Source organism: Microbacterium yannicii (genome assembly GCF_024055635.1).
Taxonomy (GTDB): Bacteria; Actinomycetota; Actinomycetes; order Actinomycetales; family Microbacteriaceae; genus Microbacterium; species Microbacterium yannicii.
Genome location: NZ_JAMXMB010000006.1, coordinates 138,054 through 162,378 on the forward strand (window position 1 = coordinate 138,054; position 24,325 = coordinate 162,378).

27 protein-coding genes are annotated in these 24,325 nt (G+C 71.8%); 19 read left to right on the forward strand and 8 right to left on the reverse strand.

Features of this window, described 5'->3' with window-relative positions:
- Window positions 1-38 precede the first annotated feature (38 nt).
- Together NCG93_RS02180 and NCG93_RS02185 are read left to right on the forward strand one after the other, a co-directional pair.
- Window positions 39-527: an aromatic ring-opening dioxygenase LigA gene (locus tag NCG93_RS02180; protein WP_194415756.1), complete on the forward strand. Its 489-nt coding sequence runs from the start codon at window positions 39-41 to the stop codon at window positions 525-527.
- Between the two features lie 19 nt (window positions 528-546).
- Complete coding sequence (locus tag NCG93_RS02185) at window positions 547-1,542, forward strand: PHP domain-containing protein (RefSeq protein ID WP_194415754.1); 996 nt, start codon at window positions 547-549, stop codon at window positions 1,540-1,542.
- A gap of 43 nt (window positions 1,543-1,585) precedes the next feature.
- On the opposite strand, the gene NCG93_RS02190 is transcribed toward NCG93_RS02185, so the two are convergent.
- The 4 genes from NCG93_RS02190 to NCG93_RS02205 form a co-directional block, all read right to left on the reverse strand.
- Window positions 1,586-1,897 carry an SHOCT domain-containing protein gene (locus tag NCG93_RS02190; protein ID WP_194415752.1) on the reverse strand — a complete coding sequence of 104 codons (312 nt, stop codon included), beginning with the start codon at window positions 1,895-1,897 and terminating at the stop codon, window positions 1,586-1,588.
- Between the two features lie 128 nt (window positions 1,898-2,025).
- Window positions 2,026-2,688 (reverse strand): response regulator transcription factor, encoded by a 663-nt coding sequence (locus NCG93_RS02195; RefSeq protein ID WP_194415751.1) that lies wholly within the window; start codon window positions 2,686-2,688, stop codon window positions 2,026-2,028.
- The gene (locus NCG93_RS02200) at window positions 2,685-3,983 is read right to left on the reverse strand and encodes a sensor histidine kinase (protein WP_194415749.1); all 1,299 of its coding nucleotides are present in this window, start codon (window positions 3,981-3,983) and stop codon (window positions 2,685-2,687) included. Before NCG93_RS02200 ends, NCG93_RS02195 begins: the two co-directional genes overlap by 4 nt.
- Window positions 3,984-4,116: 133 nt before the next feature.
- Window positions 4,117-5,040 (reverse strand): 5'-3' exonuclease, encoded by a 924-nt coding sequence (locus NCG93_RS02205; RefSeq protein ID WP_194415747.1) that lies wholly within the window; start codon window positions 5,038-5,040, stop codon window positions 4,117-4,119.
- A gap of 174 nt (window positions 5,041-5,214) precedes the next feature.
- Between NCG93_RS02205 and NCG93_RS02210 the strand changes: the two genes are divergently transcribed.
- The 4 genes from NCG93_RS02210 to NCG93_RS02225 are packed head-to-tail and all read left to right on the forward strand — an operon-like array spanning window position 5,215 to window position 9,630.
- Window positions 5,215-6,144, forward strand: coding sequence for a hypothetical protein (locus tag NCG93_RS02210; protein ID WP_194415745.1), 930 nt, complete (start codon window positions 5,215-5,217; stop codon window positions 6,142-6,144).
- Window positions 6,141-7,394: an acylneuraminate cytidylyltransferase gene (locus NCG93_RS02215; protein WP_194415743.1), complete on the forward strand. Its 1,254-nt coding sequence runs from the start codon at window positions 6,141-6,143 to the stop codon at window positions 7,392-7,394. Before NCG93_RS02210 ends, NCG93_RS02215 begins: the two co-directional genes overlap by 4 nt.
- On the forward strand, window positions 7,391-8,263 hold the full coding sequence (locus NCG93_RS02220) for an N-acetylneuraminate synthase family protein (RefSeq protein ID WP_194415741.1): 873 nt from the start codon (window positions 7,391-7,393) through the stop codon (window positions 8,261-8,263). Before NCG93_RS02215 ends, NCG93_RS02220 begins: the two co-directional genes overlap by 4 nt.
- On the forward strand, window positions 8,260-9,630 hold the full coding sequence (locus NCG93_RS02225; protein WP_194415739.1) for a DUF6716 putative glycosyltransferase: 1,371 nt from the start codon (window positions 8,260-8,262) through the stop codon (window positions 9,628-9,630). The genes NCG93_RS02220 and NCG93_RS02225 overlap by 4 nt, the downstream gene beginning before the upstream one ends.
- Here the strand turns inward: NCG93_RS02225 and NCG93_RS02230 are convergent.
- Window positions 9,549-10,028: a hypothetical protein gene (locus NCG93_RS02230; protein ID WP_194415737.1), complete on the reverse strand. Its 480-nt coding sequence runs from the start codon at window positions 10,026-10,028 to the stop codon at window positions 9,549-9,551. The genes NCG93_RS02225 and NCG93_RS02230 overlap by 82 nt on opposite strands.
- Before the next feature lie 299 nt (window positions 10,029-10,327).
- Window positions 10,328-10,864 (reverse strand): hypothetical protein, encoded by a 537-nt coding sequence (locus NCG93_RS02235; RefSeq protein ID WP_194415735.1) that lies wholly within the window; start codon window positions 10,862-10,864, stop codon window positions 10,328-10,330.
- A gap of 368 nt (window positions 10,865-11,232) precedes the next feature.
- On the opposite strand from NCG93_RS02235, the gene NCG93_RS02240 reads away from it, so the two are divergent.
- The 5 genes from NCG93_RS02240 (at window position 11,233) to NCG93_RS02260 (ending at window position 14,794) form a co-directional block, all read left to right on the forward strand.
- Window positions 11,233-11,598: a TraR/DksA family transcriptional regulator gene (locus NCG93_RS02240; protein WP_194415733.1), complete on the forward strand. Its 366-nt coding sequence runs from the start codon at window positions 11,233-11,235 to the stop codon at window positions 11,596-11,598.
- 1 nt (window position 11,599) lies between these two features.
- Window positions 11,600-12,040 (forward strand): YchJ family protein, encoded by a 441-nt coding sequence (locus NCG93_RS02245; protein WP_194415731.1) that lies wholly within the window; start codon window positions 11,600-11,602, stop codon window positions 12,038-12,040.
- A 40-nt stretch (window positions 12,041-12,080) separates the two neighbouring features.
- Window positions 12,081-12,857, forward strand: coding sequence for an isocitrate lyase/PEP mutase family protein (locus NCG93_RS02250; RefSeq protein WP_194415729.1), 777 nt, complete (start codon window positions 12,081-12,083; stop codon window positions 12,855-12,857).
- A 75-nt stretch (window positions 12,858-12,932) separates the two neighbouring features.
- Complete coding sequence (locus NCG93_RS02255; RefSeq protein ID WP_194415727.1) at window positions 12,933-14,096, forward strand: NAD(P)-binding domain-containing protein; 1,164 nt, start codon at window positions 12,933-12,935, stop codon at window positions 14,094-14,096.
- A gap of 53 nt (window positions 14,097-14,149) precedes the next feature.
- Window positions 14,150-14,794 (forward strand): NAD(P)H-binding protein, encoded by a 645-nt coding sequence (locus NCG93_RS02260; protein ID WP_194415725.1) that lies wholly within the window; start codon window positions 14,150-14,152, stop codon window positions 14,792-14,794.
- Window positions 14,795-14,797: 3 nt separating this feature from the next.
- On the opposite strand, the gene NCG93_RS02265 is transcribed toward NCG93_RS02260, so the two are convergent.
- Window positions 14,798-15,076 (reverse strand): DUF503 domain-containing protein, encoded by a 279-nt coding sequence (locus NCG93_RS02265; protein WP_425563546.1) that lies wholly within the window; start codon window positions 15,074-15,076, stop codon window positions 14,798-14,800.
- A gap of 184 nt (window positions 15,077-15,260) precedes the next feature.
- Between NCG93_RS02265 and NCG93_RS02270 the strand changes: the two genes are divergently transcribed.
- The 6 genes from NCG93_RS02270 to NCG93_RS02295 all read left to right on the forward strand — a co-directional run bounded on the left by NCG93_RS02270 (window position 15,261) and on the right by NCG93_RS02295 (window position 21,567).
- The gene (locus tag NCG93_RS02270; protein ID WP_194415721.1) at window positions 15,261-15,428 is read left to right on the forward strand and encodes a hypothetical protein; all 168 of its coding nucleotides are present in this window, start codon (window positions 15,261-15,263) and stop codon (window positions 15,426-15,428) included.
- A gap of 2 nt (window positions 15,429-15,430) precedes the next feature.
- Window positions 15,431-16,207: a PH domain-containing protein gene (locus NCG93_RS02275; RefSeq protein WP_194415719.1), complete on the forward strand. Its 777-nt coding sequence runs from the start codon at window positions 15,431-15,433 to the stop codon at window positions 16,205-16,207.
- A 305-nt stretch (window positions 16,208-16,512) separates the two neighbouring features.
- Complete coding sequence (gene rpsA, locus NCG93_RS02280) at window positions 16,513-17,961, forward strand: 30S ribosomal protein S1 (RefSeq protein WP_194415717.1); 1,449 nt, start codon at window positions 16,513-16,515, stop codon at window positions 17,959-17,961.
- 139 nt (window positions 17,962-18,100) lie between these two features.
- On the forward strand, window positions 18,101-18,670 hold the full coding sequence (locus NCG93_RS02285; protein ID WP_252787414.1) for a GIY-YIG nuclease family protein: 570 nt from the start codon (window positions 18,101-18,103) through the stop codon (window positions 18,668-18,670).
- 60 nt (window positions 18,671-18,730) lie between these two features.
- Entirely contained in the window at window positions 18,731-20,404 is a 1,674-nt protein-coding gene (locus NCG93_RS02290; RefSeq protein WP_194415715.1) for a sensor histidine kinase, read from the forward strand.
- The gene (locus NCG93_RS02295) at window positions 20,401-21,567 is read left to right on the forward strand and encodes a hypothetical protein (protein ID WP_194415713.1); all 1,167 of its coding nucleotides are present in this window, start codon (window positions 20,401-20,403) and stop codon (window positions 21,565-21,567) included. The genes NCG93_RS02290 and NCG93_RS02295 overlap by 4 nt, the downstream gene beginning before the upstream one ends.
- 47 nt (window positions 21,568-21,614) lie before the next feature.
- Here NCG93_RS02295 and NCG93_RS02300 read toward each other — a convergent pair whose 3' ends face one another.
- Window positions 21,615-22,358 carry a response regulator transcription factor gene (locus NCG93_RS02300; RefSeq protein ID WP_252787423.1) on the reverse strand — a complete coding sequence of 248 codons (744 nt, stop codon included), beginning with the start codon at window positions 22,356-22,358 and terminating at the stop codon, window positions 21,615-21,617.
- A gap of 504 nt (window positions 22,359-22,862) precedes the next feature.
- Between NCG93_RS02300 and coaE the strand changes: the two genes are divergently transcribed.
- Window positions 22,863-23,486, forward strand: coding sequence for a dephospho-CoA kinase (gene coaE / locus NCG93_RS02305; RefSeq protein ID WP_194415711.1), 624 nt, complete (start codon window positions 22,863-22,865; stop codon window positions 23,484-23,486).
- 85 nt (window positions 23,487-23,571) lie between these two features.
- Complete coding sequence (locus NCG93_RS02310) at window positions 23,572-24,255, forward strand: hypothetical protein (RefSeq protein WP_194415709.1); 684 nt, start codon at window positions 23,572-23,574, stop codon at window positions 24,253-24,255.
- The last annotated feature ends 70 nt before the right edge of the window (window positions 24,256-24,325 follow it).

Consider the following 24,325-nt stretch of genomic DNA (forward strand, 5'->3'; position numbering starts at 1 on the left):
AGCGTGTGCCACGACGCACCCGTGAACGAGGAGGACCCATGAGCGTGGAAGAGCCCCGTACCGCCGACGTGATCGAGCCGCCCGAGAAGAAGGTCGGCCTGGTGAAGGCGATCGGCATCCTCGGGATCGTGGGCGGCATCCTGCTGATCCTGGTCGGTGTGATCGCGTGGATCGGCGTCACCAACCAGCTGACGGCCGAGAACATCACGATCCCCGACGACGCGGCGGCGTTCCAGGGTCAGCAGGTCACCGGCCCGTTCACCGCATTCGTGCAGGCCGACATCATCAACCATCACGCGCTCGAGGCATCCGACGGCAAGACCTACGCCGAGCTCGACCAGGACGACCCGGTGCGCGCGACGGTGATGCAGGCATCGTTCCTGCGCGCCTCGCTGTTCACCTCGGTCGTCGCGTACGGCGTCGCCCTGTTCGCGGCCGGCATGGGCGTGCTCGCGATCCTCTTCGGCTGGGCGATCCACCGACTCGCGAGCGTGCCGGTGGTGATCAAGCGGGCGAACGTCGTCTGACCAGGCGGCCGCACACGCCGTGAACCCCCACGACGCCCTCACCGAGATCGCGACGCTCCTCGAGCGGGAGCGGTCGTCGCGGTACAAGTCGAAGGCCTTCCGGGCGGCCGCGGACGCCATCGAGGGACTCACCGACGCAGAGCTGCGGGATTCCGCCGCACTGCGGCGGCGCAAGGGCATCGGCGAGTCCACCTTCGCGGTGATCCAGCAGGCGCTGGCCGGCGACGTGCCCGGCTACCTGGTCGATCTGCGCGAGCGTGCGGGCGTGCAGCGCGCCTCGACGCTGCGCCCGCTCCTGCGGGGCGACCTGCACGCCCACAGCGACTGGTCCGACGGCCTGACCTCCATCGATCTCATGGTCGAGGCCGCCCGCGCGCTCGGCCACGAGTACCTCGCGCTCACCGACCACTCGCCGCGGCTGCGCGTGGCGAACGGGCTCTCGTCGGAGCGGCTGCGCGCGCAGCTCGACGTGGTCGCGGGGATGAGCGGTGACGGTTTCACGCTGCTGTCGGGGATCGAGGTCGACATCCTGGAGGACGGCTCGCTGGACCAGGAGCCCGAGATGCTCGATCGGCTGGACGTGGTCGTCGCCTCCGCCCACTCGAAGCTGCGGATGGAGCGCGGGCCGATGACGCGACGGCTGGTGGCCGCGGTGTCGGATCCGCACACCGATGTGCTCGGCCACGTCACCGGACGCCTCGTCGAGGGCTCCCGCGGCACGAGGCCGCCGTCGACCTTCGACGCGCGGGCGGTGTTCGAGGCGTGCGAAGCGCACGGCGTGGCAGTCGAGATCAACTCCCGGCCCGAGCGTCAGGACCCGCCCGATGAGCTGATGACCCTCGCGCTGGAGATCGGATGCCTCTTCTCGATCGATTCGGACGCGCATGCGCCTGGGCAGCTGTCGCTGCTCGACTACGGCGCGGAGCGGGCCGAGCGGCTCGGAGTGCCACCGGAGCGGATCGTGACGACCTGGCCTCTGTCGCGGCTGCGAGAGTGGACCGGACGCGACCGCTGAGCTCCCCGAGGATCAGGGCTGTCGCAGCCGCGTCCGGCCGGCGTCACTGCGCCGCGTTGGCGCGGAGAACCTCCAGCCGCGCGCGGTACTCCGTCTCGTCGATGTCGCCCTGGGCGAAGCGCTCGGCGAGGGTGGTCTCGGCCCGGCGCGCCGGCGTCCGCCCGTACGGGCCGTAGCCGTTCTCGGCGGCATTGCGGCGCCAGCGACGCCCGAAGACGCCGAACAGCAGGGCGATGAGCCCGATCCAGAACAGCGGGATCAGCAGGAACCACCATCCGAAGCCCCACGGGCCGATGGGGTGCGCGGCGACGATCCCTGAGCCGGCTTCGAGTGCGGTGGCGAGTGCAGTGGACATGCGGGTTCCTCTCTCGGGCCGGCCGCGCCGGATGGGCGACCGGATGCCTCGAGTCAACGCGGGACGCGGCATCCGCGAATCTGCCCGGGGGAGTGAGTCCGACTGCTCTTGCGGGAGTACTCCGTGCTCTATGCGGGCCCTGAGCCGACCAGACCGGACTCGTACGCGACGATGACGAGGCGCACCCGGTCGCGTGCCGAGAGCTTCTGCATGATGCGCGAGACGTGGGTCTTCGCCGTGAGGGGTGAGAGGAACAGGCGGGCCCCGATCTCGTCGTTCGTGAGTCCCTGGGCCACCAGTCGCAGCACCTCGACCTCGCGGTCTGTGAGCGGCGCGAGCAGCTGCGGATCGGCGACGGCGCGCAGCTGGGGTGCCACGCGATCGAGCAGCGTCCGGGTGACGCCGGGGGAGAGCAGCGCATCGCCGGCCGCGACGGCACGGACGGCGCGGATGAGCTCCGCGGGCTCGGTGTCTTTCACGAGGAACCCGCTCGCGCCGGCGAGCACCGCGCGGACCACGTACTCGTCGAGCTCGAACGTGGTCACGATGACCACGCGCACGCCTGTGAGCGCGGGGTCGGCGGCGATCCGCTCCGCCGCCCACAGCCCGTCGCCGTCGGGCATGCGGATGTCGACGAGGGCGACGTCGACCGGAGTGTCGCGGAGAGCCGTGAGCAGCTGCTGTCCGCTGGATGCCTCGGCGACGACCTCGATGTCGGGCTCGGAGTCGAGCAGGGCGCGGAAGCCGCCGCGCACGAGCTGGTGGTCATCGGCCAACGCGACGCGGATCATGCGGCACCCCGCCACGGAAGACGCGCCACGACGGTGGTTCCGCGCGGCCCGCTTTCGACGGTCAGCCGCCCGCCCGCGAGCTCGGCGCGCTCGCGCATTCCCCGCAGGCCACCGCGCTCCGCAGCGGTCGCAGGGATGCCGGCGCCGTCGTCCGTGACCGTGAGCACGAGATCGCCCTCGTCATCGGCGACGCTGGCGCGCGCGACACCCCCCGGCTCGACGGTCTCGCGTTCCACGGTCTCGCGTTCCACGGTCTCGCGTTCCAGAGTCACCGTCGCGTTCGACGCCGCGGAGTGACGCACGACGTTCGTGAGCGCCTCCTGCGCGATCCGGTACGCCGTGGTCTGCACCGCACTGGGCGGTGCGTCGCCCCGCAGGCGGTCGTCGAGCACCACCGCGAGGCCGAGCCCGCTGCGAGCGGCGATCAGAGCGGGCAGCTGCGCGAGCTGCGGCTGCGGCGTGAGCGGCGCGGTGTCGGGCGCGCCGGTCTCGTCTCCCCGCAGGAACGCCAGCACACCGCGGACCTCGTCGAGTCCGGTCGCGCTCAGGCCGCGGATGTTGGCGAGCGCCTCACGCGCGCGCTCGGGCTCCCGATCGAACAGGTGCAGTCCCACACCGGACTGCACGGCGATCTGGCTCAGCGAGTGCGCGAGCACGTCGTGCAGCTCGCGGGCGATGCGGGTGCGCTCCTCCTGCTCGACGGTGCGGCGGCGGGCCGCGAGCTGAGTGCGGCGCTCCTCGACGCCCCGCTGACGGGCGCGCACTCCCTCGCCGATCACGAAGCACAGGGCGAGGCCGACCGTCGCGAGCGCGATGCGAGCGGGATGCCAGTCGACCCCGACGAACTCGGCGCCCACCACGACCGCGAGCCACACGGCGCCGACCGACACGAGCGCCCACACGCGGGCGCCGCGCGCCACCGCGCCGACGATCGCGAACACGAGCGCGACGGGAGGGGGCCCGCCGAATGGCGCGATCAAGAGGTCGGCCCCGGCGAGCACCGCGACAGCGGCGACGGTGGGACCCGGCAGGCGTCGTGCCGCCAGGAGGACCAGAGCGGATGCCGCGGCCAGCGCGACGCTCGCCACAGCCGCGGCGAGCGGGACGCGCTGCCACCACGACAGGGCGATGGTGCCCGGCACCTGCACGAAGAAGGAGACGAACACCGGGACCAGCAGTACGACCGCCGCGGGTGGCCGATACCGCGGCCAGGCGTCGTCCGCCGGCATGGTGCGGCCGCCGGGGTGGCCGAGGGGAGGCCGCGTCGCGGGGTCGTCGCGCGCGGGCCGTGTCATGCGCCCGATGCTACGCCGCGGGCCACTGTGAGGAATCTGACCGCGGGAGCCCTCGCCGTACTCCCGGGGGAGTATGGCGCCTGGGTCAGACGGCGCCTCGGTCAGACGGCGACCGGGTCGGACCGTGACGGCGTCAGACGGCGTCGAGCGCGTCGATGATCCGGGTCATCGCCGTGCCCAGCGCCCACCGCTCGGCGAGGGCTGCGGCATCCGTCTTCGCCTGCTCATCCAGCGCACGCAGCCGCGCATCGGGCACGTCCAGCGGCAGGTCGCGGACGACGGCGACGACCTGCGGCGCGACGGCGAGATACGGCAGCCCGGCGAGCACCTTCGACCGGACGCCCGCCGTCATGCCCTCGCCCTGCTCGGCCGCCGCGATGATCCCGGAGAGATCGCCGAACGTCGCCAGCAGACCGGCCGCCGTCTTCTCGCCGATGCCGGCGACGCCCGGGAGGCCGTCGGATGAGTCGCCGCGCAGCGTCGCGAAGTCGGCGTACTGCGACGGCAGCACACCGTACTTGGCGACGACCGACGCGTCGGTGAGCGCCTCGAGGTTGCTCATTCCGCGCGCCGTGTAGATCACCCTCACATCGCGCGCGTCGTCGACGAGCTGGAACAGATCCCGGTCGCCGGTGATGATGTCGACGGGCATGGTGGCGGTGCTCGCCAGCGTGCCGATGACGTCGTCGGCCTCGTGCTCGGCGGCACCGACGATGCGGATGCCGAGCGTGTCGAGCGCCTGGCGGATGACGGGCACCTGCACCTCGAGCGGATCGGGCACCTCTTCGACGTCGGGTCCCACGGCCACGACCTCCGCGACGCGGTGCGTCTTGTAGGTGGGGATGAGATCGACGCGCCATTGCGGCCGCCAGTCGTCGTCCCAGCACGCCACGAGGTGCGTCGGCCGGTAGGTCGTCACGAGCCGCGTGATGATGTCGAGTAATCCGCGGACCGCGTTGACGGGCGTGCCGTCGGGGGCGCGAACGGTGTCGGGCACGCCGTAGAACGCGCGGAAGTACAGGGATGCGGAATCGAGCAGCATCAGGCGGTCGGTCACGCGTTCATCCTGGCATGCGGCTCCGACCCCCGCCGAGGCGGGATGCGACATCCGCCGTTCACCTGCGCGACGGATGCCGGTCGCCCGGCGGGCCCCGTCGCGTTCACATCTCGCGCCCACCGTGGGGAGACAGCAGTGAGCCGTCCGCACGGCACCGCTGGGAGAGGAGGCGTCATGGGTCGCGAAGACGTGCTGGCGTGGGTGGAGTCGCCCCTGCAGCTGATCGGAGCCGCAGAGTGGGCCGCCGCCCACCGCACCACCGTGCCGGTCGCCGGGCGCCTGACGCCGCAGATCTCCGCCACCGCCGACGAGCTGCTCGCGCGCGGCGCGCGCTTCGGCGAGTTGGAGCCCTACCTCGGCATCCCGTGGAACCTGCTCGCCCGCCATGGCCACTGGCTCGTGGGCGACGGGTTCTCCGGCCAGTTCCGCCTCGCAGCCGCAGTGCTCCGGCCGCATCGCCTCACGTTCCTCGACGACGGGGCGTATGCGATCGCCTACGCCGACGCGCTCCTCGGCCGCCGCCCCTACGCTCGCCCGCACGTCGCAGAGCGGGGTCTGACCACGCTCGTCGCCCCGTTCGCGGCCGAACTCGTCCACCGCCGCGCCGCCGCCCGCAACGTCGAGATGTTCACCGCATTCGACCTGGGCGCCGACCGTCTCGAGGCTCTCGCCGACCGCGGGTTCGGCGTCCGTCGCCATGATTTCTCGTGGACGCGCGCCACCGCGCCCGCGGCGGCGACGCTGGGCCGGCGCATCGTGCTCGGCAGCGCGCTGCCGGTCGACGGGCGCATGATGCTGCTCGACTACGTGCGATGGGTGAGGGATGCCGCGGCCGGCGGTGCCGTGTACCTCCCGCACCGCCGCGAGACGCCGGAGCAGCTGGACGCGGTCGCAACGGTGCCCGGGCTGCGGATACACCAGACCGGGCTGCCGGTGGAACTCGTGCTGGCCGGGGCGCGGCATCCGCTCGATGTGCACACACTGCCGTCCAGCACCACCACCACCCTCCCGCTGGTGCTCGCGGGGACCGGTGCGACCGTGTTCACCGACGTCGTCGGGGCGAACGGGCGCGCACGCCGCTCGGCGCGGACGGCGGCCGCATGAGCGAGGTGGTGGCGATCATCCCGGCCCGCGGCGGTTCGAAGGGCATCGCGCGCAAGAACCTGCAGCGGGTCGGGGGTGTGCCGCTCGTCGCGCGCGCGGTCGACGCCGCTCGCCGGTGCCCGGCGATCGACAGGGTCGTGGTGACGACCGACGACGCCGAGATCGCGGCTGTCGCCGCCGAGTGGGGCGCCGAGATCGTCGATCGGCCGACCGGCCTTGCGGGCGACGAGGCGCGCAGTGAGACAGCACTGCTGCACGCCCTCACCACCCTCGAAGCGCGCAAGGTCGACGTGAGCGTGGTCGCCTTCCTGCAGGCCACCTCGCCCTTCATCGACGTCGAGGCGCTCACCACCGCGGTGCAGCTGGTGCGCTCGCGACGCCGCGACAGCGTCTTCTCGGCGGTCGAGACGTACGGCTTCCTGTGGGAGAAAGGCCTCGGCGGCGCCGCCGAGCCCGTCAACCATGAGATCGACGTGCGCCCGCGCCGGCAGGACCGCGAGCCCCACTACCTCGAGACCGGCGCGTTCTACGTCGTGCGCGCCGCCGGCTTCCGCGCCGCCGAGCACCGGTTCTTCGGCAGCGTCGGCATCGCCGAGGTCGACCCGCGCACGGCGATCGAGATCGACACGCCGCACGAGCTGGACCTCGCGCGGCGCCTCGCTCCTCTCGTCGACGGCGGCGCTCGTGACCGCGCGATCTTCGTGGACGCGGTCGTGACGGACTTCGACGGCGTCCACACCGACGACACCGTCCGCGTGGACCAGAACGGCCTCGAGTCGGTGACGGTGAGCCGATCGGACGGCATGGGGGTCTCACTGCTGCGAGCCGCCGGCATCCCGTTCCTCATCCTCTCGACGGAGGCCAACCCCGTGGTCGCCGCGCGTGCCGGCAAGCTCGGCGTCGATGTGCGGCAGGCCGCCACCGACAAGGCCGCGGTGCTGTGCGAATGGGCCGCGGACCGCGGCATCCCGCTGTCGCGCATCGCCTACCTCGGCAACGACGTCAACGACCTCGCCTGCCTCGAGCTCGTCGGCTGGCCCGTCGCCGTGCCCGACGCCCACCCGCTCGTCCTGTCCGCCGCACGCACCGTGCTCGACAGCCCGGGGGGCGAGGGCGCCGTGCGCGATCTCGCCGAGCGCGTGCTGGCCGGAGCGCCGTCCGCGGCCACGGGTGCCCAACGGGCCGGCGAGCCCGCCGGGCGACGAGTCGCAGCATCCGATCACCCCACCGCACCACTGGAGGCCTCATGACCGTCACCATCGGATCCCGCGTCGTCGGCGGCGGACGCCCCGCGTACGTCATCGCCGAGATCGGGCTGAACCACAACGGCGACGTCGAGCTCGCCAAGCGCCTCATCGACGTCGCCGCGGATGCCGGTGCGGACGCCGTGAAGTTCCAGAAGCGCACGCCCGAGATCGCCACCCCCGAGCACATGCGCGACATCCCGCGCGACACGCCCTGGGGACGCATGACCTACCTCGAGTACCGCCGCCGCGTCGAGTTCGACCGGGATCAGTACATCGAGATCTCGGATCACGCGCTCCTGCGCGGGCTCGAATGGTTCGCATCGCCCTGGGACGTGCCGAGCGTCGCCTTCCTCGAAGACCTGGGTGTCGCCGCCCACAAGGTCGCGTCGGCGTCGCTGACCGACGTCGAGCTGCTCGAGGCGCTGCGCGACACCGGCAAGCCCGTCATCCTGTCGACCGGGATGTCGACGAGCGAGCAGATCGATGCGGCCATCGAGGTGCTGGGCACCGACCGCCTCGTCCTCATGCACGCCACCTCGACGTACCCGATGGAGCCGGAGGAGGCCAACATCCGGATGATCCCCGTGCTGCGCGATCGCTACCCCGGGGTGCCGGTCGGGTACTCGGGACACGAGCGGGGCCTCCAGATCTCGCTCGCCGCCGTCGCGCTCGGCGCCGTGGCCGTGGAGCGGCACATCACGCTCGACCGCACGATGTGGGGCTCGGACCACGCCGCATCGCTCGAGCCAGCCGGCCTGCAGCATCTGGTGCGCGACATCCGCGTCATCGAGGCCGCGCTGGGCGACGGCGTCAAGCGCGTGTACCCCGGTGAGCTCGCCCCCATGGCGAAGCTGCGCCGCATTCCCGCGTGAGGGCGCCTGCGGGCGGCGACGCCAGGCTGCGTGTCGTCGCGATCGCCGACACCGACTCGTATGTGAAGTGGTCGGCGGCGATCCTCGGCGGGCTGATGGTCCGCGACGGATCGGAGCGGTGGGATGCCGCACTGCTCGTGCTCGAGACACCCCTGGTGGTCAGCGACGGCCAGCTCGCCTCGGCGCTCAGCGGCAGCCGCCTGCCACGGGATCGGGTGGAGCGGATCGCGTACAGCCGGCTGATCGCACGGCTGACGGAGCTGCGCGCCGATGTCGTCGTCATCGGTGCACGGGGACCGCTGGTGCGCGTGCTCGCCCGCGACATCGCCGCCATGCCCGGGCGGCCGGTCGTCGTGACGGGACTCCCGGGCATCTCGATCCCGGCGACGCGCCGGGCCGTCGTCTACCGGCTTCAGTGCGACCTGTTCGTCGTGCACTCGAAGCGCGAGGTGCGGGAGTTCCGGGCGCTGTCGGCGCGCACCGGCTACGCCCACCGCTACGCCCTGGCCACCCTTCCCTTCGCGCGGGGCGCCCGGGTGACGGGGTCAGGCACCGCCGCGAGCGCCGAAGGTGGCGGCGACCTCGTGTTCGCGGCGCAGGCGAAACTGCCGGCCGAGCGCGCGGACCGCCTGGCCGTGGCACGGATGCTGGTGCGCGCGGCGGAGGCGGATCCGTCGCGGCGCGTCGTGGTGAAGCTCCGCGCCGCGACCGGCGAGCACCAGACCCACGTCGAGCAGGACGGCTACCCGGAGCTCCTCGCGTCGCTCGGCCCGCTGCCGCCGAACCTCGTCACCTCGACCGCCCCCATGCGGAAGGCTCTCGCGACCGCGGAGGGCCTCGTCACGGTAAGCTCCACCGCCGCGATCGAGGCGATCGCCCGCGGCATCCCCGTCATCGCGCTCGACACGTACGGCGTCTCGCCGCAGCTCATCAACGAGACTCTCGCCGACGCCGATCTGCTCGCAGGCGAGGCGGATGTCGTCGCGCGCCGGTTCCGGCATCCCGATCCGGAGTGGCTCGACGAGAACTACTTCCACCCGCCCGAGGACGACGACTGGACCGACCAGCTGGCGGATCTCACGGCCCAGCGGTCTGCCGGCCGGCTGCCGCCACGGACCGGGTTCGTCCGGCGCGGCGGCGCGCTGCGCGACGCGTGGGAGCGCCGGGTCGCCCTCGGACGCGCCGACACGTCGGCGGCGGGCGCGATCGCGTTTGCGGTGGGGGTGCCGCTGCGGACGGTGGCGCGGCTGGTGCACCGGGTGCGCCGCGTCGTCGCGGGGGAGGCTCAGCAGCCGGGACCGGTGGGATCCTCGACGCAGGTGCGATCGACCAGCGCGGTCCGCACCTCGACCACACGCACGTCGTAGCCCGCAGCCTGGGAGCGAACAACGCCCGCCACAGGGCGCCACGTTCCGCTGCCGAAGTCGACGGATGCCGCGTACTCGACGGTCACCGACACCGGGTAGGTGCCGCGGTCCCGGTAGGCATGGCTGGTGGGCGTCGGGGTGAACTGCCCCTGACCGAGGCTCGTCCACGACGACCCGCCGGTCGCTGACCGGGTGGTCGTGCCGTCGCCGTTGTCGAACACATACGCGACCGGGACGAAGCGCACCGTGACGTCCCAGCCGAGCACCGTGCCCGGAATGCGCTCCTCGGATGCCGCCGCCAGCAGATTCGTCGGCATGCCGACGACGCCGAACCCGGCCGGCTCGCCCGCGACCGTCGGCGGTGTCGGACGGAAGGAGGCGAGGTCGGCGAGCGTCACGTCAGGCGCCGCATCGGTGACGACGGTGAAGCCGCCACAGCGGTTGAGGGGGCCGCAGTCCCTGGGTGAGGGGGTCGGGGTCGGCCGGTTGGAGGTTCCCAGGTCGACTGCAGGTCCACCGCCATCCCTAGTCTCGGACCCGGCCTCCGTCTGAGTCCCTGCGACGTCCACACCACTGCCAGAATCGTCGATTGTGCAGGTCCAACCGGCGGGATCCGCGCAGCCCGGTATGGCAGCTATTGCCTGTGACGCAGTCGAGGCGATCATCGTTGCGAGAGCCGCCGTGATCAAAGATTGTGCTACCCGCACCCGGGTTCTCCATTTCGTCCGCTGATCTCTTCGATCGCCCAGCCGAATGATGACTCCGAGGTGGGCGAGAGGAGGATTTTCAGGCTCTGGACGGGAACCCTGTCCGGATCAACTGCTGATGCACCGGTCGAATCGACAACTTGGACTTGAGACACGTCGAGGCAGACAGCTAGCTCGGCGGCCTCAAAGTCGGAGTCGATAGCCAAAGGCTCAAGCGCCGAGATTGTGCTGCTGCCAGTCACGACCATTCCCTCAGCGTGCATGTTCGAAAACGACTCGCGAAAGTCAGCATTCGCTTCCCCGGTCGTCAGGTCGTAGACAGGCTCGAACGTCTCAGGGTTGCTCAGGTCGACCTGGTTCAGCGCGTCCACGTACGCCCGGTACGTCGCCTCCGCGGCCGCGAACGCCTCCTCCTCGGAGGAGAACAGGGGCGTCGGTGTCGGCTCCGGCGGTTCGGGCGTGGTGCAGCCGGTGAGCGCCAGCACCAGGAGGGCGCTGACCGCCGCTGCCGTGATCCGAGTCCTCACGCCCCCACGGTAACCGGTGGCGCCGACCCGCCGGCCGAGTTATCCACAGTCCTGCGAGCGAGCCGGCGATCGCGCCCGGGGGTTGCGGATCGCCGGCTCCGGGGCGGGGCCGATGGGACCGCCCCTCGTGCCCTTCGGGGAGGGCACGAGGAGGGGTCCCGGCGATCCATCGCCCTGGGGAGCGCGAGCGAGATCGGGTGCTCGCTGCGCCGTGCACCCAGGTTCCCCATCACACCTGGGAGATCCCTATCGCCGGCCCGCGTGAACGCCCCATGCCGGCCGTGGAGCCGCTGTACTGCCACGACCCGGGCCCCGACATCCGGGGCCGGCTGCGGCGCGGCGCTGACACGCGGGCGTATCCTCATGCGATGACCACCGCCGCGAGCCGCACCGAGCTGCGAGCGCTCCTGGACGAGCTGCACGACGCGGCGACGGCGCGTGTCGCGGCGATCGACGAGAACCTCGCCGGACTGCGCGCCGACCGTCGCGGCGACGTCGCCGACGACGAGCACGATCCCGAGGGAGTGACGCTGTCGGGCGAGTGGTCCCGCGCGATCGCGCTCGAAGAGGCCGCGCGCCGCGAGATCGTCGAGATCGACGAGGCAGTCCGTCGCTGGGAGGACGGCACCTACGGGGTCTGCGTGGACTGCGGCCGCGGCATCCCCATCGCGCGTCTGCGTGCGCGCCCGTTCGCGACCCGCTGCGTGACCTGCGCGGAGAAGGCCGGCGTCTGACGTGTCGTTCGGTCCCGCGGCCTCGCGCGCCGCGCCGGAGGGGTTCCCGCGCATCGCGGACGGTGATCCCTGCCCCTGCGGCAGCGGAGCACGCTTCGACGGATGCTGCGCCCCTGCGCTGCGCGGATCACCACCGTCGACGGCCGAGGCGCTGATGCGGTCGCGCTACACGGCGTTCGTCGTCGGCGACGAGCGGTACCTGGAGGAGACGTGGCATCCCGGCACGCGTCCGGACGAGCTCGCCCTCGACGCCGCCCAGCGGTGGACCGGACTGGAGATCCTCGACGTCGATGCGGGCGCGGAGGGCGACACGCGCGGGGTCGTGGAGTTCCGCGCGACCTGGCGCCACGGACGCGAACAGGGCGCCCTGCATGAACGCAGCGGGTTCCTGCGACAGAGCGGACGCTGGTGGTACCTGGACGGCGAGATCCGTCCGTCCTGACCGGCCCTCGGCCATGCGCAGCGCCGATAGCGTGACAGGCATGACCACTGAGGCTGAGAAAGCACAGACCCTCGCGCGGCTCCACGCCGCGCCCGAGATCCTCCGCGTCGTGAACGTCTGGGACGCCGTGTCGGCCCGCGCGATCGCCGCCCTCTCCGAGACCCGCGCCATCGCGACGGCGGGCCACGCGATCGCCGCGACGTTCGGCTACCCCGACGGCGAGATCCCGCTGGACATCACCCTCGACATGCTCGGCCGGATCGTGGAGGCCGCGGGCGACCTGCCCGTGACGAGCGACCTCGACGACGGATACGGGGACGCGGGCGAGACGGCGCGGCGGGCGATCGGCACGGGCGTCGTGGGGGCGAACGTCGAGGACCGGCTGCGGCCGCTCGACGAGGCAGTGGCGGCGGTCGAGGCGATCGTCGCCGCCGGCGCCGCCGAAGGCGTGCCCTTCGTCCTGAACGCCCGCACCGACGCCTTCGTCCGGGCCGGCAAGCGCCCGGTCGAGGAGTCGATCGCCGACGCGATCGAACGAGGCCGCGCGTACCTGGCCGCAGGTGCCGATCTGGTGTTCGTGCCCGGCATCCTCGATGCCGACATCACCCGGCGCCTGGTCGAGGGCATCGGCGAGCGCAAGATCAGTGTCATCGGTCTGCCGGGTGCGCTCACGGCGGGGGAGTACGAGGCACTCGGCGTCGCCCGCGTCTCCTACGGTCCGCTGCCGCAGCGCGTCGCGCTCACCGCGCTGCAGGACGTCGCCGCCGACCTCTACCGAGACGGCGTGATCCCGGCATCCACGCGCGCCCTCAACTGAGCTCCGCGCACACCGCGCCGATCCTCGCGTCCGGCCCGCGGGAATCACCGCGGGCCGGACGCTGTTGAGGCCGGCATGGAGCCCGCAGCCGTCGATGTCATCGTGATCGGCGGGGGACAGGCGGGCCTGTCAGCCGCCTACCACCTTCAGCGCCGCGGCTTCGTGCCGCTGCGGCGGGCGACCGGCGCGGAGCCGACGTTCCTCGTCGTGGATGCCGCTCCCCGTCCCGGCGGCGCCTGGCAGCACCGCTGGCCGTCGCTCAGGATGGCCACGGTCAACGGCATCCACGAACTGCCCGGGTTCGCTGTTCCGCCGGCCGATCCGCGTTCGGCGAGCCGCGACATCCTGCCGTCGTACTTCGCCGACTACGAGGCGCGCTTCGCACTGGACGTGCTCAGGCCCGTGGACGTCACGGCGGTGCGTCGTGTCGACGACGACCCGCACGGGAGGCTCCTGGTCGAGTCCGACCGAGGACGCTGGTCGGCGCGGTTCGTCATCAATGCCACCGGCACCTGGACCCGACCGTTCTGGCCGCACTATCCCGGACAGGAGCGCTTCCGGGGCCGGCAGCTGCACGTCGCCGACTACGGCTCGGCGGAGGAGTTCCGCGGACAGCGCGTCGTCGTCGTCGGCGCCGGTGTCTCGGCAGTGCAGCTGCTCGATGAGATCTCGCACGTCGCCGACACGTTCTGGGTGACGCGGCGGGAGCCGGAGTGGGTCGAGGCCGACTTCGACATCCCGGCTCGCGTGGCCGCGATCGCCGGCGTCGAGGATCGCGTGCGCCGCGGCCTGCCCCCGGGGAGCGTCATCTCGGTGACGGGCATGCACTGGACGCCCTGGGCGCGGGCGGCGCAGGCGCGCGGCGTGCTGGTGCGGCATCCGATGTTCGCCTCGATCGAGGCGGACGGCGTGCGGATGCCGGACGGCTCGTTCGAGCCGGCCGACGCGATCCTGTGGGCGACCGGGTTCCGGCCTGCGCTCGACCATCTGGCTCCGCTGCGCCTGCGCACGCCCGCGGGCGGCTTCCGCGTCGAGAACGGGCGCTCCATCGACGAGCCGCGGCTCTTCCTGATCGGCTACGGACCCTCGCAGTCGACGGTCGGCGCGAATCGCGCCGGTCGGGACGCGGTCCGCGCGATCATGGCCGATCGGACCGCCTCGCCCTCCGCAGGCGCCCCCGTCGCCGCAGGCGCTGCCCACACGGTTGCCGCGGAGATGCCGGAAGAGCTGGTCGCCTGATGCGCGGCGACCCGACCGCGGCTAGCGTGGATCGTGCGACGGAAGGAGCCCCCATGGCGCGCATCCTGATCTTCGGCGGACACGGCAAGGTCGCCCTGCTCCTCGAGCCCCTGCTCGTCGCGCAGGGCCACACCGTGACCGCCGTCATCCGCGACTCCGCACAGGAGGCGGAGGTCGCCGCGACCGGGGCGCAGCCGGTGGTCGCCGACGTCGAGATCCTCGACCTCGACCAGCTGACGAACCTCATCGCCGGCAACGACGTCGTGGTGTGGTCCGCCGGCGCGGGCGGCGGCAGCCCCTCGCGCACGTACGCCGTGGACCGCGACGCCGCCGTGCGCTCGATGGACGCGGCGGCCGCAGCCGGGGCGCTGCGGTATGTCATGGTGTCGTGGATCGGCTCGCGCGCCGACCACGGCGTCGCCGCGGACGCGTCGTTCTTCCCCTACGCCGACGCCAAATGGGCGGCCGACGCCCACCTCGCCGGCAGCGCGCTGGACTGGACGATCCTGGCGCCCGGCACGCTCACGCTCGATCCGCCGACCGGCCGCATCGCGCTCGATCCGGCGGACGACGGGGCGGTGCCGCGCGCGGACGTGGCGGCGGTGGTAGCGGCGACGATCGCCGACGACAGCACGATCGGGCGCACGATCAGGTTCGGCGGCGGCGACGAGCCGATCGGCCACGCGATCGCGGGCTGAGCCTCAGTCGTCACTCGAGTGCAGCCCGCGCCGCGCAGACAACAGGGTGACCTCGGGACGCTCAGCGACAAGTCGTTCGGCGTGGTCCAGCACGTCGCGCACGTGCGACGACTCCGCGGCGACGATCGACACGCCGATGCCGGCCCGCCGGTGCAGATCGTGCTCGCCCACCTCGGCGGCCGCCGCCTCGGTGCGCCGGCTGAGCTCGGCGATGATCGGCCGCAGCACGCTGCGCTTCTCCTTCAGCGAGCGGATGTCGCCGAGGAGCAAGTCCAACTCCATCCACCCGATCCACATGGCTGCATGGTGCCACCGCTGCGGGCGGACGCTCCGGGTACGAGCCCGGTTTCCGCGGGAGGCGCGGGCGGGCGATCGACCCGCCGCAGGATGGCGACGCGCCCGCGCGCCTGCGCACATACCGCTCGTCGTGCGGTAGAACAGCAGAAGTCGAAGGGAACCCCGGACCGTGAAGCTCGTGAAGCGCATCGTCGTCGTGCTCGTCATCGCGTTCGCGGCGTTCTACCTCATCACCCGCCCGCACGATGCGGCGAATGCGGTGCAGGGCGCCATCGGCGCCGTCTGGGGCGCCGGCGCCGCCGTGGTCGATTTCTTCATGGCTCTCGCCGCGGGCTGAGCATGTTCGATCCGCGGATCGACAAGCACCTGATCACCGATCAGGGCGAGCACGTCGTCGACGAAGTCCGCAAGCACTGGGCCGCCACGGTGTCGGCGGTGCTCGAGATGTTCGGCGGAATCGTCGTGCTCCTCTTCTCGTTCTTCGTGCCCGCCCAGGCGTGGTGGGTGCCGGCCCTCCTCGGCGCCGCGGTGACCGGCCACGCGATCTGGCGGTACTTCGAACAGCACACCGACCGCTTCGTCATCACCAACATGCGGGTCTTCCGCGTGCACGGCATCCTCTCGCAGCGCATCGCGACCATGCCCCTCGCGCGCATCCTCGACATCTCCGTCTACAAGCCGGTCGTCGGCCGGGTCTTCGGCTACGGCCACTTCGTCTTCGAGTCGGCCGCGCAGGAGCAGGGTCTCCGCGAGATCCGCTACGTGGGTGATCCCGACGAGCGCGGACTCACGATCCAGCGGGTCATCCAGCAGGCCGGGCTCCGCGGCGCCGCAGGGCGGGCGGATCAGTTCGGTGGCGCGCACATCGTGCCGCCGATGGCGGCCCAGCCCGCGGCATCCGTCACGACGACCGACGTGGGCCGGGACGACAACCCCACGGCGCCGGTGCCGGACGTGCGGCCGGTGGCGACCTCGTCCGGATGGGACTGGCTCGCCGACGCCCAGCGACGCGAGGACGAGCGGCTCGCGCAGCTGCGGGGGGAGCCCGCCGCTCCCAGCGAGACGCCGTTCGATCCGGACCGCACGAACACGGCGCCGATCCAGCTGCCCCGCTGAGCGCACTCCGCGGCGGCCGCCATGGCCCGCGTCACCTACCGCGCGCGGCCCGCCATGGCGCCGATTCCCGGTCCCGCGGGAACATCGCGGGCGACCCGCGCGTTCTGTTACCCTGGAGTGTCACTCGTGTGGCTGTTTCGCCACGCTCAGGTCTCGGTTCGCACCGGCCTTCCGGATCCGCAGGATCCGGGTGACATCGCAGAAAAATCCGCTTCGCCTCGGCTCGAGGCATCCGTTCGCCCTTGCGCGAGGGAAGCCGCTGAAAGCCGGAGCCCGACACCACCCCAACAAGGACAACCCACTACATGACTACCGCAACGACCGCCCCGGCCACCAAGCAGGTCGCGATCAACGACATCGGATCTGCCGAGGACTTCCTGGCCGCGGTCGAGAAGACCCTGAAGTTCTTCAACGACGGCGACCTCATCGAGGGCACCGTGGTCAAGATCGACCGCGACGAGGTGCTCCTCGACGTCGGTTACAAGACCGAGGGCGTCATCCCCTCGCGCGAGCTCTCCATCAAGCACGACGTCGACCCCAACGAGGTCGTCAAGGTCGGCGACGAGGTCGAAGCCCTCGTTCTCCAGAAGGAGGACAAGGAAGGCCGCCTCATCCTGTCCAAGAAGCGCGCTCAGTACGAGCGTGCCTGGGGCGACGTCGAGAAGATCAAGGAGAACGACGGTGTGGTCACCGGCTCCGTGATCGAGGTCGTCAAGGGTGGTCTGATCGTCGACATCGGCCTTCGCGGCTTCCTCCCGGCTTCGCTCATCGAGCTGCGCCGCGTCCGCGACCTGACGCCGTACCTCGGCCAGGAGATCGAGGCGAAGATCCTCGAGCTCGACAAGAACCGCAACAACGTCGTGCTGTCGCGCCGCGCCCTGCTCGAGCAGACGCAGTCCGAGTCGCGCACCACGTTCCTCAACAACCTGCACAAGGGCCAGGTCCGCAAGGGCACGGTCTCGTCGATCGTCAACTTCGGTGCGTTCGTCGACCTGGGCGGCGTGGACGGCCTCGTGCACGTCTCCGAGCTCTCGTGGAAGCACATCGAGCACGCGTCCGAGGTCGTCGAGGTCGGTCAGGAAGTCACCGTCGAGATCCTCGAGGTCGACCTGGACCGCGAGCGCGTCTCGCTGTCGCTCAAGGCGACGCAGGAGGACCCGTGGCAGGTCTTCGCCCGCACGCACGCGATCGGACAGGTCGCTCCGGGCAAGGTCACCAAGCTCGTCCCGTTCGGCGCGTTCGTGCGCGTCGCGGACGGCATCGAGGGCCTCGTGCACATCTCGGAGCTGTCGGGCAAGCACGTCGAGCTCGCTGAGCAGGTCGTGTCGGTCGGTGAAGAGGTCTTCGTCAAGATCATCGACATCGACCTCGAGCGTCGCCGCATCTCGCTGTCGCTGAAGCAGGCGAACGAGTCGGTCGACCCCAACGGCACCGAGTTCGACCCGGCGCTGTACGGCATGGTCACGGAGTACGACGAGAACGGGGAGTACAAGTACCCCGAGGGCTTCGACCCCGAGACCAACGCATGGCTCGAAGGCTTCGACGAGCAGCGCGAGAAGTGGGAGCAGGAGTACGCCGCTGCCCACGCTCGCTGGGAGGCCCACAAGGCCGCCGTCACGAAGGCTCTCGAGGCCGAGGCTGCCGCCCCGGTCGACAGCGGCTCGTCCTCGTTCTCGTCCGACAGCGGCTCCGGTGGCACGCTTGCGGACGACGAGGCCCTCGCCGCTCTGCGCGAGAAGCTCTCGGGTCGCTGATCTGAGCTGAGTCCGCCGGTTCCCTGAACCGCTGGTTCCGAAAGGGCCGTCACCCCGACCGAGAGGTCGCGGGCGGCGGCCCTTTCGCGTACCCACGGCGCGGGCCGGCCACGTCGGTGGTGGCGGGTACTGTCGCGGTGTGGCTGCGAACCGACTCCCCGTGCACTGCGTGGTGGACGATGACGGATGCCTCGGCCCGGTGCCCGCGGACGCCCCCATCCCGCTCTGCGAAGGCCACCTGGCTGCGGCGGCGGACTGGGGTGCCGCGCACGACGGGCTGACCGACGTGCTGCCATCGCCGTGCCGCCTCTGCGGATCGCGGCTCGGCGTGCACTATGCGTCGGGGTGGCTCTGTGCGGTGTGCGAGTGGCGGCACGGCGAGATCCCGGATGCCGAGATCGCGCCGCCGCGAGTGGACGTGGTCTACTACCTCGGTTACGCCGACCGGGTCAAGATCGGCACGAGCGGGAACCCGCGGCAGCGCCTGGGAGCACTCTGGCACGACGAGCTGCTGGCGTTCGAGCGCGGCGGGCGCGCGCTCGAGCATCGACGGCACGTCCAGTTCGCCGCCGACCGCTATCCGCGCACCGAGTGGTTCCGCCGTTCGGAGGCGCTCATGGCGCACATCGCGGTGCTCGCGGCGGGCGTCGACGATCCGTGGCAGCTCCACGCCCGCTGGCGGAGCGAGGCGCTCGCGGCACAGGGGTGATCCGCGACGCCGAGCGCGCGATGCCTCGCACCGGGGCGCGGCATCCGTTACCGTCGCCCTATGACCGCCGCGATGCCGGGCGACTCGGGTGCGCCCGCAGCGCGCCCCCGCTACGGCGCGACCGCGCCCGAGGCCGCCGACCGCACTCGCGGCCGGACCGCGATGCTCAACCAGCTGCTGCTCGCCGCAGTGGTATTCGTGCTGGGCGTGCTGGTGGCGGTCGGCCCGTTCGGGGGGGAGCCGCTGCTGTTCTTCGTCGGCGTCGTGATCGTCGTCGTCGTCACCGCTGCGACGCTCGTCATCCCCTGGAGCCGACTGCCGTACGGCTGGGTCGCGGTCGTACCCGCGGTCGACATCCTCGCGATCACGCTCATGCAGATCGCGGCGCCCGACACGGTGCTCGGCCTCCTGTGGATCTTTCCCACGACGTGGCTCGCCGGCGGGTTCGGGCTGCTGGGCCTGTTCGGCGTCATCGTGGCCATCACGGGCATCGTGAGCGTGCTGACCGCCCTCAGTGCGGCGGAGGTCACGTACCGCACCCTCCTCCTGCCCCTCGTGCTGATCGCCGTCGCCGCAACCAGCAATCTCAATGCGCGCCGGTCGGATGCGCAGCGCATGCTGCTGGCGAAGCAGTCGCGGCTGCTTCAGAGCATCCTCGCGCGCACCCGGCGCCAGGAGCAGGTCGTGACCGAGGTACTCGATGCCGTCGATTTCGGCGTCGTCCGGATCAGCCCTGCCGGACGGGTCGCGGTGACCAACGAGGCTCACGGCCGGCTGCAGCTGGGCCTCGAGCCAGGGGATGACCGCGCCGAGGTGCGGGCATTCCGTGACGACGGCAGCTCGCCGCTGCCGACCGATGAGCTCCCGCTCGAGCGCGCCCGCCGCGGCGAGTCGTTCGATGACCAGGTGGTGTGGTTCGGAGTCGAGCCCGGTCCGCGACGCGCCCTCACCATCACCGCCCGCCGGCTCACCGATCCCGACGGCGCCGACGCCGGCGCGGTCGTCGTCTCGAGGGACGTCACGGCGGAGCTGACCGCCCTCCGCGCGCGCGACGACCTCGTCGCCTCGGTGTCCCACGAGCTGCGCACTCCGCTGACGTCGATCCTCGGCTACCTCGACCTCGCGATCGAGGATCCGGAGACGCCGGATGCCGTGCGCGCCAGCCTGAACGTGGCGGAGCGCAACGCGGAGCGGCTGCTGCGGATCGTCGGCGACATCCTCGCCGCGTCGAGCTCGTCGCCGTCATCGATCGAGCTCTCCCTCACCCCACTCCTCATCGATGCCCGCGAACTGGTGCAGGCCGCCGCCGCCGACGCCCTCCCTCGCGCCACGGCGCGCGCCATCACGATCGACCTGACCGGTCTGGAGCGGGCGGCGGCCTGGGCGGATCCGCTCCGGCTGCGGCAGGTGGTCGACAACCTCCTCTCGAACGCCATCGCCTACAACAAGGACGGTGGGACCGTCTTCGTCGGCACGACGACCGACGGCGCCTCGACCTGGATCCTGGTGCGCGACACCGGGGTCGGCATCTCGAATGCGGACCGCTCGCGTCTCTTCCAGCGCTACTACAAGGCAGGCGCCGAACGGCGCGCGGGCACGGGTCTCGGTCTCGCGATCACCCGCGACATCGTGCGCGCGCACGGCGGCGAGCTCGCCCTGCACAGTGCACCCGGGGTCGGTTCGACCTTCATCGTGAAGCTGCCCGCGACCGCCCCGGAAGGAGACGCATCATGACGCTGGATCTCACGAGCGTCCTGATCATGACGGCACTGGTCGTCAATGTCAGTGGCGTCCTGTTCATCGTCGAGACGCTGCTGCGGCGGGACGAGGGTGCCGGGCGCATCTGGTCCATCGGGTTCCTCGCCGCGATGCTCACCACGCTCGCGTACACCGTCTGGGTGCAGTCCGAGGCGGCCTGGTGGGCGATCGCGGTCGGCAACGGTGCGTTCGTCGCCGGCACCGGATGCATGTGGCTGGGATGCCGCCGATTCAACGGACGGCACATGCGGTGGTCGTCGATACTGGTCGCGGCTGCGGTCGCCGCAGCCTCGCTGGCCGTGGTGTTCGAGGGCCCCGGTGGGGGCGACTGGGCGGGCGCGCTGTGGATGTTCGTGCCGCTGCTGGGCTTCGCAGGTGCGGGAGCGGTCGAGTGCCTCCGGGGTGACATGCGCGAATCGCGGACGGCGTGGGTGCTCGGGGCGGTGCTCGGGTTCCAGTCGCTGTACTACGTGTCGCGCACCACCGCGTTCGTCACGTCGGGTCCCGACAGCGCGCTGTTCCAGGCGGCCTTCGGCACCGCGAGCACGAGCTTCCTCACGGTGACGCTGACGATCGTGGCTGTCGTCGTCACCTCGGTGCTGCGGGCGAGTCGCGCCCCCATGCGCGGCTATCTGCGCGATGCGCAACGGGTCGACGACGAACAGGGGATCGTCAGTGCCGAATCGTTCGCGACCGTCGTCGACGGCATCTGCCGGCGTGCCGCGCGACGCCACGAGGCGGTGGCCGTGACGGCGATCCGCCTCGACGATCTGGACCCCATCTCGACCGCCTTCGGCAGCGACGTGGCGGGATCGGTGTCGGCCACCTGGCGCACCGGCGTGCGCCAGTACGCTCCGACGAACGCCGTGGTGGGGCAGGACGGGCCGACCGGGCTCGTGGTCGGCGTCGCCGTCGCGTCCGCACAGGAGGCGCGACGCCAGGCCGGCGCCATCTACCGCGGCCTCTTCGACGACCTCGGCAAGGTCGGCGGGGGAGTGATCCCTGTGGTGGGCGTCGGCGTCGCGCTCAGCGAGACGGCCGGCTACGATCCCGCGGAGCTCATCCGCGCGGCCAGAGAAGCGGCCAGCCGTGCTGCTGACGACGTCGAGACGTCGGTGCTCGTCGACGACGGCGATTAGCGCCGGGGCCGGGAGCCCCCCGGCTCTCGGCGCCGACGGTCGCCGCGTCAGGCGGTCAGCCGGTAGCCGACGCCGCGCACCGTCTCGATCCAGCGGGGATTGGACGGCGATTCTCCGAGCTTCCGACGGAGGTTCGCCATGTGCACCTCGATGGCGCGCGCGTCGCTGTCGGAGACGAAGTCGTTGACCGCGTATTGGTCGCCGCGCAGCATGATGGCCAGATCGGACTTGGCACGCACGCGGCGGCCGGCCATCAGCAGGTCGGCGAGGATATCGAATTCGCTGCGCGTCAGCTCGACGTCGTGGCCGTCGACGGTGACGAGGTGCGTCGCGGCGTTGAGACGCAGTCCATGGTGCTCGAGCCACGACCCGTTCGAGGAGAGCGACGCGTCACCGGGCTCGTCCTCAGGCAGTGCGACATGCCGCGGACGTCTCAGCATCGCGTCGATCCGCGCACGCAGTTCGCGAGGGCGGAACGGCTTTGCGACGTAGTCGTCGGCGCCGGCTTCGAGGCCCTGCAGCGCGTCGATCTCCTCGGTGCGCGCGCTCAGCATCACGATGTAGGTCGAGCTGATCGCGCGGATGCGCTTGGCGGTCTCGAAGCCGTCGATGCCGGGCATGTTGACGTCGAGCGTGGTCACCAGCGGCCGGTGGGCACGAACCAGTTCGACGCCGTCGGCACCGTTGGCGGCACCGTGCACCTCGAAGCCCGCCTGGGCCAGGACCGTCGAGAGGAGGGAACGGATGTCCTCTTCGTCCTCGATCACGACGGCGACGCGCGCTTCTTCCACCGGTGCACCCTCCGGACCCGGGGGTGTCGACGGGTCCTGGACGTCGGTCAGGATATCCCAGAACACGGCGCGGAATGCGAATGGCGGCGCGTGGACGGTCACACCAGGCGTCCGGACAGGCGTGGCGCCCGAGCATCGAGGTCGCCCAGCGGGCCCGCCTCGGTGAAGATCCGGGCCGCGCGGAGGGCGGGAGAATTCCCCACATCCCGCCCTGCGCGCGTCCCCGGTGCTCGGACCCCGGCTGCCGTCGTCCCCACGTGGGCCGCCGGTCCGCACCTCTGGACGATCCGCCTGCTCCCGCCATCTCCACGATGGTGGAAGTGATGCATGCAACAGGACGCGGACCGGTTGTACGGCGTGTCGCGTCTTGCGTTCATCTGCGCCCCTCCCCAGTTGCAAGGGCGGAGCGTCCTTCGGGTGACCCGAGGCTATCGCCGCGGCCTCAGCCCGGGCTCAAGCCCGCCTCAGGAAGCCGTCAGGGAGTCTGCATGGCATGCTCGTTGCATGCCGCTCGTCGCCCTCACCGGAGGCATCGCCTCGGGAAAGTCCACGATCGCCCGCCGCCTTGCCGAGCGGGGAGCGGTCGTGGTCGACGCGGATCAGCTCGTGCGCGAGGTGCAAGCGCCCGGCACACCGGTGCTGGCCGCGATCGCCGACGCGTTCGGCGTGCGGATGCTGCGCCCCGACGGGTCGCTGGATCGTGCCGCCCTCGGAACGCAGGTGTTCGGAGACCCTGCCGCGATCGCCCGTCTCAATGCGATCGTGCACCCCGCAGTGAGGGCCGAGTCCGCTCGTCGCTTCGCCGCGGCGTTCGCCGCCGACCCCGATGCGGTCGTCGTCTACGACGTGCCGCTGCTGGTCGAGGCGCGGGTGGATGACCCGTGGCAGCTGATCGTCGTGGCGCACGCTCCTGCCGACGTGCGCGCCGAGCGCCTCGTCGCACTGCGGGGCCTGAGCCCGGCCGACGCGGCGGCACGTATCGCGTCGCAGGTTCCCGACGACGCGCGACTGCGGATCGCGGACGTGGTGATCGACACCGCGGGCAGCCTCGACGAGACGATCCGCCAGGCGGACCAGCTCTGGGACCGCCTCGACGAGCACGTGGCGCGGCGCGCGGCGCGGTCCTGACCGCCGGGCCAGCCGCCAAGCCCCGCCGCCGGCCCGCGCATGGGCGGTGCGGGCTACCCTGGAGTGAGACCGATGGAGGTGTCGCGTGGGTGTGCTCTCGTGGTTCCGGCGCCGTCGCGCCGTCCCGTACCGTGCCGGTTCGGACGAGGAGCGCATCGCGCGCTACGTCTATCTCCTCAATACCCTTCCGGCATCGGTGATCGAGAGCGCGCACGCCTCGGCGTTCAAGGATCTGCCGCCGCAGCGCCGCCGCGAGCTGTTCGAACAGCTGCGGCCGTTCCTCGCCGAGTCGGAGCGCGACGCGGCGGCGGAGGACCCCACGGTGATCGCGCGCCTCGTCCGCCGTGCCGACGAGCATCGTGCGGCGCGTGCGGCGAGGGCGCAGACGGATGCCGCGACCCGCGCTGCCGAAGATCCTGCGCGTACTGCGGTCGCCGTCGACGGTGATCCGATGGACCCCCGCGACCGCGTCGACGTCCAGGCCATGCTGCTGAACGCCGGCGTCATGACGATCGTCGCGCACCAGTTCCTGCTCTCGAGCTCCGTGGCGGCGTACTACACGGTCGGCGCCGGTTCGCTCGCCATCGGCTCGGAGCCGGCGTGGGTGGGCGACACCTACGATCCGGGCGCTTCGGGATTCGACGGCGGTGGAGGCGGCGGCTATGACGCCGGCGGAGGCGGGTTCGACGGCGGCTCCTTCGGAGGCATGGACGGAGGGGGCTTCGGCGGCGGAGGGTTCGACGGCGGAGGCGGGGGCTTCGGAGGCTGAACGCCCCGCGTGCGCAGGTCGCGGCATCCGCTCGTCGCGAACGCCGCCCCGATGTCGGAGGCGCAGCCTA